This is a genomic window from Nocardia anocheti, from assembly GCF_029675105.1.
In the GTDB taxonomy this organism is placed as follows: Bacteria; Actinomycetota; Actinomycetes; order Mycobacteriales; family Mycobacteriaceae; genus Nocardia.
In genome coordinates, this window is record NZ_JAQQFV010000012.1 from 202684 (window position 1) to 218376 (window position 15693).

At 66.0% G+C, this 15693-nt stretch carries 16 protein-coding genes, 1 tRNA gene and 3 pseudogenes; 8 read left to right on the plus strand and 12 right to left on the minus strand.

Annotation, left to right across the window (positions count from 1 at the left end; genetic code table 11):
- The first annotated feature begins 80 nt into the window (after positions 1-80).
- Positions 81-1220: a sensor histidine kinase gene (locus tag QC180_RS27800; protein ID WP_278265803.1), complete on the plus strand. Its 1140-nt coding sequence runs from the start codon at positions 81-83 to the stop codon at positions 1218-1220.
- Complete coding sequence (locus tag QC180_RS27805) at positions 1217-1873, plus strand: response regulator (RefSeq protein ID WP_278265804.1); 657 nt, start codon at positions 1217-1219, stop codon at positions 1871-1873. Before QC180_RS27800 ends, QC180_RS27805 begins: the two co-directional genes overlap by 4 nt.
- 16 nt (positions 1874-1889) lie before the next feature.
- Here the strand turns inward: QC180_RS27805 and QC180_RS27810 are convergent.
- The 5 genes and pseudogenes from QC180_RS27810 to QC180_RS27830 all read right to left on the minus strand — a co-directional run.
- Positions 1890-2210: pseudogene (locus QC180_RS27810) on the minus strand (DoxX family protein); the annotation flags it as partial.
- Positions 2211-2242: 32 nt separating this feature from the next.
- Positions 2243-2845, minus strand: a complete 603-nt coding sequence (locus QC180_RS27815) for a TetR/AcrR family transcriptional regulator (RefSeq protein ID WP_278265805.1) — start codon at positions 2843-2845, stop codon at positions 2243-2245.
- A gap of 390 nt (positions 2846-3235) precedes the next feature.
- Positions 3236-3733: a hypothetical protein gene (locus QC180_RS27820; protein ID WP_278265806.1), complete on the minus strand. Its 498-nt coding sequence runs from the start codon at positions 3731-3733 to the stop codon at positions 3236-3238.
- Between the two features lie 214 nt (positions 3734-3947).
- Entirely contained in the window at positions 3948-4184 is a 237-nt protein-coding gene (locus QC180_RS27825) for a DUF2798 domain-containing protein (RefSeq protein WP_278265807.1), read from the minus strand.
- Between the two features lie 245 nt (positions 4185-4429).
- Complete coding sequence (locus QC180_RS27830) at positions 4430-4984, minus strand: hypothetical protein (protein WP_278265808.1); 555 nt, start codon at positions 4982-4984, stop codon at positions 4430-4432.
- Positions 4985-5080: 96 nt separating this feature from the next.
- Between QC180_RS27830 and QC180_RS27835 the strand changes: the two genes are divergently transcribed.
- Together QC180_RS27835 and QC180_RS27840 are read left to right on the plus strand one after the other, a co-directional pair.
- Complete coding sequence (locus tag QC180_RS27835) at positions 5081-5593, plus strand: PadR family transcriptional regulator (protein ID WP_278265809.1); 513 nt, start codon at positions 5081-5083, stop codon at positions 5591-5593.
- A gap of 50 nt (positions 5594-5643) precedes the next feature.
- Positions 5644-5728, plus strand: a tRNA-Leu gene (locus QC180_RS27840).
- A 270-nt stretch (positions 5729-5998) separates the two neighbouring features.
- On the opposite strand, the gene QC180_RS27845 is transcribed toward QC180_RS27840, so the two are convergent.
- Both QC180_RS27845 and QC180_RS30435 read right to left on the minus strand, forming a co-directional pair.
- Positions 5999-6448, minus strand: coding sequence for a hypothetical protein (locus tag QC180_RS27845; protein ID WP_278265810.1), 450 nt, complete (start codon positions 6446-6448; stop codon positions 5999-6001).
- Between the two features lie 145 nt (positions 6449-6593).
- Positions 6594-6911: pseudogene (locus QC180_RS30435) on the minus strand (recombinase family protein); the annotation flags it as partial.
- Positions 6912-7306: 395 nt separating this feature from the next.
- On the opposite strand from QC180_RS30435, the gene QC180_RS27850 reads away from it, so the two are divergent.
- Positions 7307-7828, plus strand: a complete 522-nt coding sequence (locus tag QC180_RS27850) for a hypothetical protein (RefSeq protein ID WP_278265811.1) — start codon at positions 7307-7309, stop codon at positions 7826-7828.
- 907 nt (positions 7829-8735) lie between these two features.
- On the opposite strand, the pseudogene QC180_RS30440 reads toward QC180_RS27850, so the two are convergent.
- The 3 genes and pseudogenes from QC180_RS30440 to QC180_RS27870 form a co-directional block, all read right to left on the minus strand.
- Positions 8736-10765: pseudogene (locus QC180_RS30440) on the minus strand (CocE/NonD family hydrolase).
- Positions 10766-11863, minus strand: coding sequence for an ATP-grasp domain-containing protein (locus QC180_RS27865; RefSeq protein ID WP_278265814.1), 1098 nt, complete (start codon positions 11861-11863; stop codon positions 10766-10768).
- On the minus strand, positions 11864-12052 hold the full coding sequence (locus QC180_RS27870; RefSeq protein WP_278265815.1) for a hypothetical protein: 189 nt from the start codon (positions 12050-12052) through the stop codon (positions 11864-11866).
- Between the two features lie 938 nt (positions 12053-12990).
- Here QC180_RS27870 and QC180_RS27875 point away from each other — a divergent pair.
- The gene (locus QC180_RS27875; protein WP_278265816.1) at positions 12991-13884 is read left to right on the plus strand and encodes an alpha/beta hydrolase fold domain-containing protein; all 894 of its coding nucleotides are present in this window, start codon (positions 12991-12993) and stop codon (positions 13882-13884) included.
- Positions 13862-14212 carry an ectoine synthase gene (locus QC180_RS27880; RefSeq protein WP_278265817.1) on the plus strand — a complete coding sequence of 117 codons (351 nt, stop codon included), beginning with the start codon at positions 13862-13864 and terminating at the stop codon, positions 14210-14212. The genes QC180_RS27875 and QC180_RS27880 overlap by 23 nt, the downstream gene beginning before the upstream one ends.
- Before the next feature lie 24 nt (positions 14213-14236).
- Here QC180_RS27880 and QC180_RS27885 read toward each other — a convergent pair whose 3' ends face one another.
- The gene (locus tag QC180_RS27885; RefSeq protein WP_278265818.1) at positions 14237-14635 is read right to left on the minus strand and encodes a DUF4383 domain-containing protein; all 399 of its coding nucleotides are present in this window, start codon (positions 14633-14635) and stop codon (positions 14237-14239) included.
- 60 nt (positions 14636-14695) lie between these two features.
- Between QC180_RS27885 and QC180_RS27890 the strand changes: the two genes are divergently transcribed.
- Positions 14696-15304: a TetR/AcrR family transcriptional regulator gene (locus QC180_RS27890; protein WP_278265819.1), complete on the plus strand. Its 609-nt coding sequence runs from the start codon at positions 14696-14698 to the stop codon at positions 15302-15304.
- 192 nt (positions 15305-15496) lie between these two features.
- Here the strand turns inward: QC180_RS27890 and QC180_RS27895 are convergent.
- Positions 15497-15693 (minus strand): acyl-CoA dehydrogenase C-terminal domain-containing protein (locus QC180_RS27895; protein WP_278265820.1); only part of this gene is annotated, 197 nt, incomplete at its 5' end.

Here is a 15693-nt window from a genome sequence, read left to right on the forward strand (position 1 = left end):
GTTCGCCTGGCCGATGGCACGACCCCGCTCTCGTACTTTCGGCGGGCACGCCCAAGCGCGCGGATCCCTAGACTCGAGCGGTGGTCACTGTCCGACGCTCCATCCGGCACGAGCCGCGGCCCGCTGACGCCCCACCCATCGGTCGTCTCGACTGGCTGCTGGTGGGTCTGTTCGCGGCCGCCGCCCTGGTCGAGGGCATCGTTCGGCCCACCTCGGCCTGGCGACCATTGATGGTCGTGCTCGTCCTGGCACTGGTACCCGCCCTGCTCTGCCGTCGCGGCCACCCCCTGATCGCCGCCCTGGTCGGGTGGGGTGTCGCCGGGCTGCTCTCGGTCCTCCAGCTGACTACCCACGACGAGGGCCTCGACCTCTACTCCCTGCTGGTCGTCCTGATCCTGCTCTACTCCCTGGTGCGGTGGGGCTCGGGACGGGAGATGGTCGTGGGGACGGCGTTCGTGACGGGCGTCGTGGCGCTGGGGATGTACGCCTCCGCCGCGGGCTGGGCCGACGTTTTCGGTGGGAGCGTCCTGCTGCTGTTGGTCGTCGCCCTCGCGGCGGTGTTCCGCTACCGCGCGGACCTCTGGCAGCGTCAACGGCGTGAGATCCGCAATCAGGAGCGGGTGGCGTTGGCGCGCGAGCTGCACGACACCGTGGCCCACCACGTCTCCGCCATCGCGGTGCAGGCGCAAGCCGGACGGGTGGTCGCCGGTATCCAGCCCGAGAAGGCCGCCGAGGTCCTGGCCGCGATCGAATCCGAAGCGTCGCGAACCCTGGCGGAGATGAGATCCATGGTGCGAGTGCTGCGTGAAGAGGGGGCTGTCGCCTACTCACCGCAGCCGGGTGTCGCGGACCTGTCCGCTTTGGCGCGCACCACCGCGACACCCACCGTCGAAGTCTCGCTGGACGATTCGTCGACCCGGCTGCCACGACCCGTGGACGCCGCGCTCTACCGGATCGCGCAGGAGTCGCTGACCAACGCCGTACGGCACGCCCGGAGCGCGACCCGCGTCGACATCGAGGTACGCCGCGACGGTGACGCCGTCAGACTGCGCGTCAGCGACGATGGAAAGATCGAGCCGGGACCGGTCCCGGAACCCGGATTCGGCCTGCTGGGCATGGCCGAACGCGCTCAGCTCCTCGGTGGATCGCTCGCCGCGGGGCCCGGACCCGAGGGTGGCTGGGTGGTCGAGGCCGTGCTGCCGGGGGAGGCGCTGACGTGAGCATCCGTGTGGTCGTCGCCGACGACCAGGACTTGGTCCGGACCGGGCTGGCGATGATCGTCGGCGCGCAACCCGACCTCGAGGTCGTGGGGGAGGCCGCGGACGGGCACGCGGCGCTCGACCTGACGACCCGGCTGCGGCCCGATGTCCTGCTTGTCGACATCCGCATGCCAGGCCTCGACGGCATCGAGGTGACGCGGCGCCTCGCCGGGCCAGGCGCCACGGGCCAGACGGCGGTCGTCGTGATCACCACCTTCGACCTCGACGAGTACGTCCTCGGCGCCCTCCGCGCCGGTGCCCGGGGCTTCCTGCTCAAAGACGCCGGGCCGGAACTCCTCGTGCAGGCCATCCACGCGGCGGCCGCCGGAGACGCGTTGATCGCCCCCAACATCACCCGCCGACTGCTGGCGACCTTCGCCGACCAGGCGCCGGTGGTACCGGTCCAGCCCATCGACCCGCTCACCGGGCGCGAGGAAGAGGTGCTCGCACTGGTGGCACGCGGCCGGACCAACGCCGAGATCGCCCGCGAACTCTTCGTCGGCCTGAGCACCGTCAAAACCCACGTCGCCTCGTTGATGACCAAGCTCGGTGCCCGCAACCGCGTCGAGATCGCGATGTGGGCCTACGACACCAGACGCGTGCGAGCCGAATAGCGGGTAGATCGGTCACTCACACCACGTAGACGAGCGCCGCGGCCAGCGACAAGGTCAGCATGCCGAGGCAGTTGATCCAGAACTCGGATCCGAGAAACCGGGCGCGGTAGTGGGCGTACGCGGCACACCCGAAATAGGCGACCACACCGACCGCTGTGGCGAATCCGATGCCGGGATATTTCAATCCGGCGAGGAGACCGGCGGTGGCCGTCAGCTTGATGGCGATCAGTGTCCACCACCAGTCGCGGGGAAATCCGACGCCGTCGAGGCATCGCTGAATGAACATCGGCGGACGCACGGACATGAGCGCGTCCGAGAACAGGGAGAGTGCGAGTAGCGCTGGTAGCTACCAGAGTTGCGGTGCGTGGATCATGGGTTCCCCTCCCGAGGCGTGATGACGAATTCGATGGTTTGTCGTAGTTGGTCGGCCGCCTCGGGCATCGCGATGGCGCCGCTGGAGGCGGTCATCAGCAAGCCGAGATAGGCGAGATAGATGGTTCGAGTACCGCGACGGACCTGGCCGCGGGGCAGCGCTGAGCGGCCGAGCACGGCTTCGATCTCGCTCTGCAGGGTCAGCGCGAGGTCTCGAAAGATCACCGACTCATGGTTTCCGCGGACGAGGATCGCCAAGTATTCGCGGGAGAGCTCGGAGTCGAGCGCGAAGTATCCGACGAAGGGCGCGAAGAGCCTCAGCACATCCTCGGTGGTCGCGGTCGTCGTCGAGGGTTCGGGCTCGGTGCGCCTGCTGTTGTGCACCGCGGTGATCCAGTTGTCGAAGAGCGAGACCAGCAGCGCGTCCTTGTCTCCGGCTGCCATGACGGTCCCGGTGCTCACGTGCGCTTCGGCGGCGATCTGCCGAATCGTCGTGGCTTTGAAGCCTTGCGCGCGAAAGAGCCGATCGGCCGCCGCCAAGACCTTCTGTCGCGTCGCCGCTTGTTGCTCCGACCGTGACTGAACATGTTCATTGAACATGTTCAGAACAATATCCGCTGATCGACCCCGGACGCAACCGTTTGTCCTCGGTCGCGCGCCTGATGGCTATGCGACTCTGGAGTTCCTCGATCGTGACGGCGCACCGGCGAGCCGGTTGGCGCTCGCCATCGAGTTCCCATCGGTCCGTTGCCATTCCGTCTGCCCTCACTCGCAGGCTCGCGGACGACGGTTTTGTCGAACGGCGGCGGATGAGCCCTCGGCGGACTGCGACCTGACGTGGTGATCTCTGCTCCCCGCGCGGCGAACCGCTCGCACCCGGGGTGGCTCGAGCGGTGATGCCGCGACCCGCTTCCGAATGAGTGGACCATCGAGGAGGCACACCTCTTGAACCTGGTCGGAGTTGAGCCGATTCGCACCTACCTGGCTTGACTACCAGATGGCATCGGCGCGTAGCGCACCGATCGGTGCGATCACACGTTGGGTGCGCGGGTCGAGCCAGAGCGGCGTCCCAGCGACTTCGCAGGCCCGCAGCACGCGCCCACCGCGGGAGGGCCATTGCACGAATTCGTAGCCGCCCAGCTCGGTCTGAGCGATGTCGGCGACCGCGACCGCAGCCACCGCGAACGCGGCTGCGACCGGTGTGCCCTCGCCTACACGGAATCCGCCGACACCGTGCGCTGCTGGTCGCCAACCGATCATCACCGTGTCGGCGCCGGTGACCGCGAGCTCCCACACCAGCCGGTCCGGGTCGATATCGCGGCCGTAGCGCAGCACTCTGAGGTCGGTTGCCACCGCGGTGATCGCGTCGACCCACGCCGCTGGCGGGTCGATCCCTCCACCGGGGCGGTCGACGATGTCGCGTTCGGTGGCGGCGCGGGCGAACCTCCACATCAACAGGTCATCGGCACCGAACCGGGGCAGCGGCATGGGCCTACGGTCCCACAGCACGTCGCTGCGCCGTACCGGCGGCATGTGTGTTGCGGTTGGGCAACTCGAAGCCGTTCCGTCGGTCGGATAGCACGTCGATGCCGCGCAGTAGGTGGGGAGCGCTTCGGCGATCGTTGTCCGACCAGCACGAGGCGCCCATGTTCCCGATGCTCGCGAGCCCAGTGGTGCGGCGATCGACGCGCTGTGGACGCTGTCATGGATGCGCGGAGTGGACCAGAAGCGTGGTGAGTCGGCGGACGATCGGCAGGACGAGCAGCAGGATGGGGAACGCGATCGGCCAGGACACCGCCCAGGAGCGCAGCCAGAGCCCGACGTTCGTGCCGTCGCTCATGAGTGTGCTGATCAGGGAGACCAGGCAGGTCATCAGCAGTGACAGCAGCAGCGGCAGAACCACACCGGCGGCGCGGGCGGGAAGTTTGAAAGAAGACATCGATACTCCGTAAACGTCTGTCAGGCAACGGTTCCGCCGGGCGGCGGACCGGAGCGTTGATTGACGTGAACGCTTACGGCGATGTGAGATCGCGACACCGATATTAAGCGCAGGCCGACGACGAGCACAACTGGTCAACTCGTCCTTCTCGAGTGCGAGGGCTTCTCCACAGCAGTCGGCGATCAGGAGTGTTGTGCGCGAACGGTGACGTAGTCGGTCCGGCGGAGGTATTCACACGTTGCGACTTACCCCGCCCTGAGCGCCGACGCTTTGGCTCGCACACACGCGACGTATCGCACCGTGAACACCATCGGCACCGCGAAGACGAGCACCTGCGCCACCACCCGCACCACCGAGTCCGCGTGCGCGAACACCGCGAGGACGACGGCGCCGATCGCGAAGGCCGCCGTCCACACCCCCGTGAGCACATACGCCGTCCGCACGAACAGCGGCTGCTTCCAGACCTCCTGCGGCGTCGTCTGTTTCGCGATCCCCAGCGTGAACGGCACCCGCGCGACCAACGACCCACCGGCGATGACCGCCAGCGCCGCGTTCGACAGCGCGGGCGCGTACGCGTGCAGCGCGGTGTCCGGCGCCACGATCGCCAGGACGGTCAGCGCCACGAAGAACGCGACCGTCCCGAGCTCGATGACGAGCGCGTCGAACCCGACACCTCGACGCCGCCGCACCACCACATCAGCCGACGCCATCACCGCGGCGGCCAGTGCCGCCCACTGCCAGTAGGCGCCGGGTACCGCCGCGAACACGATCCACGGCGCGAAAGTACGCAGGTAGGACATTGGGTCTCACTCCGAACGGTGACATTCTTATATTGACATGTCGAATGTAGATACTCCGTCTACAACATGTCAATACTGGAATGTAAGGTGGCGGGCATGAGTTTGCGTCACGCCCTCCTCGGCCTCCTCGCCGACCACCCCGCCAGCGGCTACGACCTCCTCCGCCTCTTCAAAGAGTCCCTCGCCAACGTCTGGCCCGCCACCCAGAGCCAGATCTACACCGAACTCACCAAGCTGGCCGCCACCGACCGCATCAGCGTCTCCGACGAAGGCCCCCGCGGCCGCAAGGAGTACACGATCACCCCCCAGGGCCGCGCCGACCTCCACACCTGGCTCACCGACCCCACCCCACCGACCCCCGCCCGCAACGAAACCCTCCTGCGTGTCTTCTTCCTGGACGCCCTCACCCCCACCGAAGCCGCCACCTACCTCACCACCGTCGAAGCCCGCTCCACCGCCGCCCTCGAAGCCCTCGAGACCGTGAAGTCCGCCACCGACTGGACAGACGCCCCCCTGGCCGTCAACGGCCGCCTCGCCATCGAGTGGGGCGAACGTTTCCACCGTATGAACCAGGAGTGGGCACAGTGGGCAAAACAGCAGGTCACCTAGGCGATTTGGATTCCTGCACCGCGTCGGATAATCTTTTGGCACACCAGCAAGTCCGGGTGGCGGAATGGCAGACGCGCTAGCTTGAGGTGCTAGTGCCCGTATTAGGGCGTGGGGGTTCAAGTCCCCCTCCGGACACAGTAAACACCAGGTCAGGGGCGTAACCGTGAGGTTGCGCCCCTCCTGCGTCCACATTGCGGTCCACAAATCGGGAATCTGAGGGGGTTGGCCCGAGTCGAAGGACCACGCCCAATGGCACGACCCCGCAAGACAACTCCCCGCATCCGTGTCCGCAAGGACGGCAGCACGGTTAGCCAGGTGCGCTACCGCATCACGCGTCCCGGCGAAGAGTAACCGGCGACCTCGCAGACCTTCACCGATCACGCCGCCGCGATCCGATGGGCGAAGCTACTCGATCGCGTTGGCCCCATAGAGGCCGAGCGCGTACTCGCCGCCCAGCTCGCCGCGACGCCAGACGTGATCATGCTGACGCCATGGCTGCGGCGACACGTCGATCTGCACGGCGAGAGTGTCGAGGTGTTCGGGGTCGAACAGGGTCGCCAGCCAGGTGTCGATGGGTTCGACGAGGTCGTCCTCACGCAGGTTCACCGTGCGTGGATGGTGTTGCAGCGCCGGGCTGCCGGGTGCGAGCGTCGCGGCGCGGCACCGGTAGTAGAGCGATCCACGCACTGATTCGCCTTGCATCTTGCGGTTGCGCAGGTCGCGGCGAATGCGGCTGCGGAACAGGTAGGGCGTGGCTGTGCGGGTCCTGCGGGTCCGTTCGAGCTTGCTGCGCGCTCGGTTGCTCGTCCCGGCGCGTCGGCGACGCAGGAGCGTCGCCTCGGTGAAGGTCTCCACGGAGACAATCGCCGGATGCGCGGGTCGTCGGGACTGGATGATCCTGTCGGCGGGGTGAGCGCTTGAACCGGATGACGTGTCCTGCGGCGACGGTTGAGGCTTGCCAGCCGTCGCCGGAACGATGCCGGTTCTGTTCCGGGCGATGCGCGGATGGGCAGGAGATGTGTTCGCGGTTGAGTTCGGTCGCGGTAGCTCTGTCGCCGCGGCCGTCGAGGTAGGCGCGGAAGACCCGCTGCACGATCGGGGCGGCTGCGGCGTCGATGGACAAGATCCGTAGTTTCAGGTTGTCGGCGGCCCGGTTCGGGTTGGGATGTGGGGGACCGTCGACGACGAGATACCCGTAGGGCGGTCGTCCGCCCATGTGTCGTCCTTCGTTGAGGACTTGGGCGTCCATGCTGGCCCGGGTGCGTTGCTGGACATGCTGGCGTTCGGACTCACTGAGCCCGCCGAGCATGCTCATCATGATCGAGTGGGTGACGTTGACGAACTGCTCGGCATTGCCGAGTCGCCAGCGGCGAGAGGTTTCGGGGTCTTGGTTGTCCTCGGTAGAGCAACGGCCGGAGAAGGCGAGGTTCTCGGTGCGCGCGTCGAGGTCATCGGCGGTCTCGATCCCGAGCAGCTCGTCCAGGACGGCCTATTCGTTGGCGGTCTCGGGGGAGAACATCAAGCCTCCTTACGGTGAGGATCTCTTGATTCCGGCCGCGCCGACCGCTTGTCGACAAGTGGGCCACCAGCGGCGAATCGCTCGAGGAAATGGTGGCGTGGGCGACGATCCACGACTGATTGGAGAGCACACGGGGGAGTCCCAACGTCTAGGCTCCCTGGTCAACGGTGCTTCCGCTGTCGAATATAGATGTCATGGGAAATACGCTCACCTACGAGACCGGCGCGTTCATCAATTTTCGCGACTACAGGTTTCATGACCCCAGGGCGCACGGTTTCAGGTGGGTCAGCATCAAGCATCTACGACTTGGTCCGGGGTCCGATGGCGATAGGGAACTGCTCGCGGCACTTATCGGGCACGAGCAGTTCCGGGACGATTATGCCGGTGGTGGAGTGCTACCAGACGGCTCCAGGCATGGCCCGTTTTGGCTGAGGCTGGTCGGTCCCGACGCCTACGAAGTCATCAGCCGAGAGGCGAGCGCAGAGATCCTCCGCAGCTGGACTGACCTGCTCGGGACGGCGCCTACCGAGCTGGAGGCTGATCTGCAGCGCGAGGTGTTCAACCGCTTGATCGCAGCCGACCGCATCTATTACCTGAGCGGGCTCGGGGACGAGGCCATCCACGACTGGGGGCGTGTGCACGGGTACTTTCACGAACTCGTGCTGATCGACCGCTCTGCTGGACGGATAACACTCCTCGTCGCCGCCGACGACTGAGTCCATCGCTAGATAGCCACGAGGACGGGCTCGCTCTCGCGGGATCGTTTCGTACTCGCGGAGCCTTCCGAATGGTCGGGAGTCTCGACACCCGCTCCGCGGCAGCGCCGCCCTGCACTGCGCGCGCAGCCGCCAGCACGAGCGCGGACGCGGACATCGCGGCAACCACCGCCCCGACCGCGAAGACACCGATGCTGGCCAGGATGTTGCGACGATGGCCGATATGCTCTCGCTCACCCGCGCATCGAACAGGAGCAGTCCTCCGAAGAACGTGGCGTAGGCCGCGGCGATCAGAATCGGTCAGATGGCGAACCGTCGAAGTCGGCCACCATCTCGGGTAACGCGGTCACGACGACCGTCACACACATGAGATCGACGAACTGCACCGAGCACAACGCGAGTGTCAGAGCGCGAAGTCGTGCGCGCGGGGGTGGAGTGGTCACCGGCTCGGCGTCCTCGTCAGGCGGTGTATACGACGGCGGTGCTTCTGCTCATCAGGGCCGGGTCTATGCGGCTGGTTCGAGACCTTCGGTTCGGCGCAGGGTCTCGGCCATGGCTTCCAGTCGTAGTAGTGACTGGGCGGGGAGAGTCCGGCTGCGCGGGTGCACAATTCGCGCAGTGGAGTGTCGCGCAACTTCGAAAGTAGATGGTCGTCGTAGACCGCCGAGTCGTAGGGCAAGCGGCCGTCGCTGTCTTTTCCGATACGGTGCGTCAGAGGTTGCGAGCGCACAATCTGCATGGTTTGTTCTCCTGCGCAGTCTCCACGCATCGGGGGCACTGCGACCTGCTGTAGGCGGGCGGGCTGGTACCGCAGCGCATTCCCTGCTTCATCGAAACGAACAGCGAGCGGCGGTGCCTGCGGGGGCCCGGGACATGGCGCTTGCCCTGGTATCGGTCACCAGGCCGATCAGACGAGGTCACGGGGGATGCGACGGTGCCAGTTCTGTGAGTACACCCGGCGGCGCAGTGCCCTCGGGTCGTCGGTGTCCTCGAGTTCGTACGCGTCGAGCTGGGCGTCGAGGACGAACTCTTCGGCGGTGCAGCGCAAGACGGTCCGGGTGTCGACTTCGGTCCGCCACTGGTCGCGTTCGAGCCGACGGACCGTTCGTGTCTCGCCTCGTACGGAGGTGACGTCGTTGTCCTGGAAGCTGAACCATTCGGTGGTGGCGCGTCGTACGGCGGTTCCGATGTCGTCGAGTACGACGGTGCCCTGGTCGTTTTCGATCTCGAGGGTGGAAACGCCGGTGGCCAGATCGCGTTCGGCCTTCCAGTGGTGGGTGCCTGGTTCCCGCTGGGTGATCGGTGTCCCGGGAGCCGCTTCGGGCGGATCGAACGGACGCACTGCGTCGTCGCGGAGGGGGCGTTGCGGCAGGTTCAGGACGCTGTCGCCGGTCCGGATCGACAGTGTCGCCTGGCGTGGTGACGGCCAGGCCAGCGGCCAGTACGACGACGATATCGACAGTCGAAGGCGATGACCGGGCGGAAAGGAGTGCGCGATCCCGTTGAGCGGCAACCGGACACGATAGAACGTGCCCGGCTCCAGTGGGCTCGGCAAGGCACTGCCGTCCCGATGGGTCAGGTTGAGCAGGCCGTAGGTGACCCGGGTAGCCTCCCCGTTGGGCGCGACATCGGATAGGCGCGCGGCGACCATGGCGGCGGGCCGGTCGGCCGCCACAGCCAGATCCAGCGTCGGCAGGCCGAGTACTTCGCAGGTCTCGTCGAGTACTTCGGTCTCGAACACGAGCGAGCCGCCGTCCTCGTCACGCTGGTCGGACGGCAGATCCGGGGTCGCCGCGTAGGAGGCCCATTTTCCCGCGAACATGCCCACGCTCAACGGCGACTGCACCCGTACGGTGTGTGCCGGTTGGTCGCTGCGCGACAGCGAGTACCGGCCGAGCCGCAACTCGACATCGTCGATGTGAGGGAGGGCCACGACGGTTCGCTCACCCATCGGCCGGGCCGCTGCTCATACGACGGGTGCGGTGAAATGCTGTCCTGCATCCATACCCGCAGCATCGGTTCGTCCATGATCCCGGAATCTCGCCCCTTGAGCCAGTGATCCCACCACCGGACCATCTCCTGCAGGAACCCGATGGCTGGGCCCGGTACACCCAGGTGCGGATACTTGTGTCCCCACCGGCCGATCAGACCGCGCCGCGGGACATCGAGGTGTTCGAGCAGCCGGAAGATCGCGTTGGTGTATCCGTCGGCCCAGCCGCCGACGGCGAGCACCGGGCATCGCACGGCTGCGTAGTCCTCGTTGACCGAGGCACGTTTCCAGTAGTCGTCGCGGTGTTGGTGCTCGAGCCACTGTTCGATCCACAGGCCGCTGCCTTCCAGGCGTTCGTGCCACATCTCGCGCCAGCGGTCCCCGACGATCGCAGGGTCGGGCGGAAGGCTGTTGAACGCGAACATCACCGTCGCTTCGGAGAGGTTGTCCGACAGCAGGCACCCACCCATGTAGTGCATGTTGTCGACGTAGAGATCCTCGGTGGCCGAGGCGGTCACGATGGCTTTCAGCGCGGGTGGTCGGTGCGCGGCGACCTGCAAGCTGTTGAACCCACCCCACGAGATGCCCATCATGCCGACCGAACCGTCGCACCAGGGTTGGGCCGCGAGCCAGGCGATGACATCGCAGGCGTCCTCGTGTTCGGTGGGCAGGTACTCGTCGCGCAGGACGCCGTCGGAGTCGCCGCTGCCGCGCAGATCCACGCGAATCGTCACATAGCCGTGCCCGGCCAGATAGGTGTGATTGACCGCGTCGCGGTCGCGGGTCAGGTCACGCTTGCGGTAGGGAATGTATTCGAGAACCGCTGGCAAGGGCTCGTCGCTCACCGGACGCCACAGCCGCGCAGCCAGCCGCACACCGTCACGCATCGGAATGAAGACGTTTTCGGTTACCCGGACCTCATAGGGGAAGGATTCGACGGTCCGCACTCAGACGACCTCCTCGAATTCGAAAGGTAACGCGCGCAGGCAATCTCGATAGCTCTGTTCGAGGGTGTCGTGATCTGCGGCGCCGAGGTAGAGGGTGGCCAGCCGGTAGCGGTAAGGGTCCTGGTTGGCCAGCGCGGAGAGGCGGTCGCCGGGGGAGACCTCGACGCGTACCACGGTGTCGGGGAAGCGCTGCTGCACCGCCGCGATGTCGTGTGCGTCCGGCACTCGGGTCACGACCCCGTCGCGGTAGTTGGGGACCATGCACTGGGCGGCTACCGCGAAACGTCCGGAGCGGTAGGGCATTTCGGGGCGTCGACCCAACGCCACATCGATGGCGGCGGCGTGATTGGAGACGCCGTCCACCTTGACGAACAGGTCGCTGTGCGACTGCGAGATCCGGGTGTTGACCTCGATGAGCCACAGCTTGTCGTGCTCTTCGTCCCACATGAACTCGGAGTTGAAGCAGCCGTTGTCGAACCCGACGTGACGCAGATAGCGCTCGGTCACCTCGATCATCTGCTGGCGCACCGCCGGTGGCACGGTCCTGGCGGGATAGTCGAGGTGGGCGAAGCTGTGCCCGGTCCGGTCCTTACGCATGTCGAATACGCCGTGCACCTGGAACTCTCCGCGATACATCGATCCTTCCGGCGCGGCCTGGGTTCCGGTGATGATCTGCTCGGCCAGACAGGTGCGTCCACCGTGGCCGCGCAGCTGCGCGGGAACAGTCACCCGCGACAGTGCCTGATCGAACGGGTCGGCGATCCGGCCGATCTCCGCGCGGATCGCCTTCGTCGCGGTGGCGAACTCTTCGGCGTCGTTGACTTCGAAACCCAACTGGGACGAATGCGACTTCACCGGTTTGACCCAGAACGGGAACTCGATATCGATGGTGTCGAGCGCATCCGGATCGAACGGATCGAACGGGCAGAAAGCAGGTACACACTCCGGTATTGATTCGCGCTGCAGTATCCGGCTCCACAGCTTGTGCTCGCACCGCAGCACGCTGTCGAGACTCGGCGACGGCAGTCCGTACTCCTGCGCGAGGATCGGCGCGAGCACGCTGGTGGGGAAGTCCCAGTGCGCGATGATCGCGTCCACTCAGCCGCCGAAGTCCCGCAGTTCGGCGCGGGCGCGGTCGAGCAGGTCCGCGAGATCGAACTCCTCGGCACCGACCAGCGTGTCGTAGTCGAGCATCCCGTGCAGCCGCAATCCGCCGGGAAGATCGACCGTGCCGATCTCCTCGCGCTGCGGCTCGGTCAGTGCCGGGACGAAAACATTCACCGTCATGTTCGGGGACTGACCGAATATGTCGGTCCGAAACATCGGGTGGACCGCGCCTCCACCCGGCGCAAAGAAGCCGCCGCTACTTCTGATGGCGCGCTGTTTGGCGGAGCATGACGCGGCTACTCGACTCTCAACCGGGTCGACTTCACTGCCGTTGATCCGGAGCCGAAGGGAAGGAGGGGCTGTGGCCTCGATCGTGAGTACACACGGATGGCTGTCGCTCGCCAGGAGCACGGACCGTGGCCGTGTCCGGAGGCCGTTGACGGCGATGGAACTGGCTACCGGGGCCGTCTTGCTGATAGCGGCGGGGCTCGCACTGGCTGGGCCTCTGCTGGCTGGGGTGTTGATGTACAGGGCCGATGCGGTAGGAGGCTTCGCCAGCGCCACGTCACTGTTGCTGGCAGCGGCTGCGGACATAGTGTGTCTGACTACAGGCGCGGTTTTGGCGGGCGCCGGTTGGCGACGACGCGCCCGTGCTTTTTCCCCATTATGGGCTGGACCTGCGTAATCGGACGGTCGGTCCAATGGAGTCCCAGCACTGGGGACACGCCGTGGCTGCGGCGCCCGGCTTCATAGCGATCTCTGTCACAACCCGGCAAAGTCTCGACTCCGGCGGCGATCCGAGGGCGTTTGGATCGTGGTCTGCGAGGTACGTCCACAACACGACCGCCACGCGGTCACGTCCGGTCACGGCATCTGCCAGAGGAGTGATTCATGAACTCGCGCGACCTCATCTCTCAGTGGCGCCAACGAATCGCCCGTGCCGACGGCGCTGATCGGCGCGCGATCTTCGCAGCGTCGGAGCCCGCGTCTCGTGCGCTGGATGAGAGCGGCACCAGCGCTGACGGCGTAGACGGGGGCTGCGCGAGTGCGCGGCTCCGAGATCACGGAAGCGGGCTATGACGTCGTGGCAAGCGTGGACAGAGATCACACGAATGCGAATGCGACGCAACAAGCGTTTCTACGCCGACCCATCAGTCATGTGCGAGAAATTGCCGCAGCATCAGGCGCCTCGGCGAGCTCGTCCCCCCGCGAAGCTTTTGCGTGACTATCGCGTCACCGACGAGTTGATCGATGACCACGCCGTCTATACCATCGCTCCGAAAAAGGGTGCGACCTCGCCATGGCGCATCGTTCACCTGCACGGGGGAGGCTTCGTCGAGTCGCCCGAACGGCATCACTGGAATTTCGCGGGCCGTATGGTGACGCGACTCGGCTGCACCTACACCCTCCCGATGTATCCGTTGGCACCGGAACATGATCATCGGACCATAGTGCCCATGATCGAGAAGGCCTACACCCAGGCGACGCAGCACGTCGCGCCGCAGAACCGGATCGTTTTCGGCGACTCCGCAGGCGGTACCTCAGCGTTGACGCTGGCCAGGCAACTCCGGAAGCAAGGCCTACCGCAGCCACGCTGTCTCGCACTGTTCTCGCCGTGGATCGACCTGGCGACCGACGATCCGCTGTCGCGAAAGCTCGATTCCCGTGATCCCGAGCTCGGGGTTCCCGGATTGCAGCAGGCAGGTCGGTGGTACGCGGGTCGGCGAGCGCTCGACGACCCGCATATCAGCCCCGCGTTCGGCGATCTCACCGGCTTGGCCCCGATTTCTGTGTTCATCGGTGACCGTGATCTTCTGTTGCCCGATGCGCGGCGCGTCGAAGAGCTCGGCGAGAAGGCCGGTGTAGCAGTGGTGCTGAACGAATATCCCGGAATGTTCCACAACTGGATCATGAAGAACATCCCTGAAGCCCGACGAGCCACCGATCAACTGGTGGAATTTCTGCGGAGCCCAGAGAACGGAGCAAGGCATGATCGTCAGAACGACCGCTGAAATCACCGGAACCGAACGGCAGGTCGACAGCGACACCTGGACGTCGAAACGAATAATTCTCTCCGACGACAATGTCGGTTTTTCGCTGCACGAGACCACAGTCACCGCGGGCACCGAAACCCCGCTGCACTACCCCGGCTATATCGAAGCTGTCTGGCTCATAGAAGGCAGGGGACACTTGGTGGACCACGACCATGAGGTGACCCACCCGCTGGGTCCGGGCACCATGTATCTTCTCGACCAGCACGAACATCACACGATCATCGCTGAGACCGAATTGCGTATGTACTGTGTCTTCGCTCCGGCGGTCCCGCCGGGAAGCAGCTGAGCCCTCGATGCCGAGGCGATTGCCTCAGCTCGGTGGCCGGACCACTTCGCCGCGACCTCGTGGAAACGCCTGACACTGCCGCAGCATTGCCGAGGCCAGGCCGATCACGGCAAACAGTGGATGTAGGTACCGGTCACGCGAGTCCACCGGTATGGCGGCCAGGAGGGTGCTGCCGTCGAAGAGTTCTGACACTGTGGCCATGGCGTACACCGACGCCACCGTCAGCGCGGCCGCCACGGCCCAGCGCGGGCGCAGCACCCCGGTGATCAGGATGGCCACCATGATCAGTTGCCAGACCGAGCGCCATCCGGTCCCTGGAATCGCGAAATCCGCCCCGTCGAGCAAGGTCGACACCGCGCGCACCCCCAGTACAGCCGCGAGTAGCGCGCAAAACCAGCGTGCCGCAGACCATTTCGCGTACATTCCGTGCTCCTCGCCCGTTGATGCCACTGTGGCAGTAACAGGAGTGACTATACTGCCGCCATGGCAGTAACCGCTACCGGAACATCCGACACCCACCGGCGACGGCGCCGCACCCCCGAGGCGGCACGGCAGGAAATCCTCACTGCTGCCAGCGATCTGCTCACCAGGATCCCGATCGCGGAACTCACGGTCGCCACCCTGATGGCGCACACGACGCTGTCCCGCAAGTCGTTCTACGTGTACTTCAACGATCGGGTCGAGTTGCTGGAAGCTCTGGTCCGGCCCCTGCGCGCCGAGGCCGATGCCACCCTGGAGCAGTGGGCCGCCGCCGAAGATCCGGTGGGCGCGGGGCTCGTCGCCCTGGCCGCCGCTGCGCGTACTTATCATCGGCATGGGGAGGTGCTGCGGGCGATCTTGTACTCGAGCAGCACCGATCCCGAGTTGAGGAGGTTGCGTGCCGGACTCGTCGATCCGGTGATCGCGGTCGCCACCGGAATCGTCGAACGCACAGCGCCGGATCTGCCCGATCCGGGCCGCACCGCGATGGCTCTGATCACCATGAATATTCACGTCTTGCTGAACTTGGACGCCGCGGCGACCGAGTTCGAACTCACCGCCGCGGTCGAAACGCTCGCCATGATCTGGCGGCGCACGCTCATGGTTGCCTGACATGGACAACAGCGCACCAGCTGAGCCTGGCCCGACGGTGCTGGGGACTGCGGCGTTCTTGGGCCTTCGGCCACGGTTGAGCACGACGGTTGTGGATAGCGAGTGTGTCCCCCGTCGGACACAGTAAGTAAACGGGTGGTTTCGCTGCTCAGGGTGCCCTGGATGCGAGGGACACATCCAGGGCACGGTCGGTCAGAAGGCGGCTTCGTCGAGGTGCATGATTTCGGCGTCGAGGTCGGCGAGCACGGCGCGGTCGGCGGACAGGCGCGGCAGGATCTCGTGGGCGAAGAACGTGGCCACGGCGATCTTGCCCTCGTAGAAGGCCTGCTCCGCGGCGGGCTGGGCGGTTTCCAGTGCGGTCGTGGCGATTTCGGCGTTGACCAGCAGGC

Coding starts and splice junctions, on each gene's coding strand:
- QC180_RS27820 (WP_278265806.1), bottom strand. CDS start 3,733: ATGCCGCTGCCCCGGTTCGGTGCCGATGACCTGTTGATGTGGAGGTTC.
- QC180_RS27825 (WP_278265807.1), bottom strand. CDS start 4,184: ATGTCTTCTTTCAAACTTCCCGCCCGCGCCGCCGGTGTGGTTCTGCCG.
- QC180_RS27830 (WP_278265808.1), bottom strand. CDS start 4,984: ATGTCCTACCTGCGTACTTTCGCGCCGTGGATCGTGTTCGCGGCGGTA.
- QC180_RS27835 (WP_278265809.1), top strand. CDS start 5,081: ATGAGTTTGCGTCACGCCCTCCTCGGCCTCCTCGCCGACCACCCCGCC.
- QC180_RS27890 (WP_278265819.1), top strand. CDS start 14,696: ATGGCAGTAACCGCTACCGGAACATCCGACACCCACCGGCGACGGCGC.
- QC180_RS27885 (WP_278265818.1), bottom strand. CDS start 14,635: ATGTACGCGAAATGGTCTGCGGCACGCTGGTTTTGCGCGCTACTCGCG.
- QC180_RS27815 (WP_278265805.1), bottom strand. CDS start 2,845: ATGTTCAATGAACATGTTCAGTCACGGTCGGAGCAACAAGCGGCGACG.
- QC180_RS27870 (WP_278265815.1), bottom strand. CDS start 12,052: ATGACGGTGAATGTTTTCGTCCCGGCACTGACCGAGCCGCAGCGCGAG.
- QC180_RS27875 (WP_278265816.1), top strand. CDS start 12,991: ATGCGACGCAACAAGCGTTTCTACGCCGACCCATCAGTCATGTGCGAG.
- QC180_RS27880 (WP_278265817.1), top strand. CDS start 13,862: ATGATCGTCAGAACGACCGCTGAAATCACCGGAACCGAACGGCAGGTC.
- QC180_RS27850 (WP_278265811.1), top strand. CDS start 7,307: ATGGGAAATACGCTCACCTACGAGACCGGCGCGTTCATCAATTTTCGC.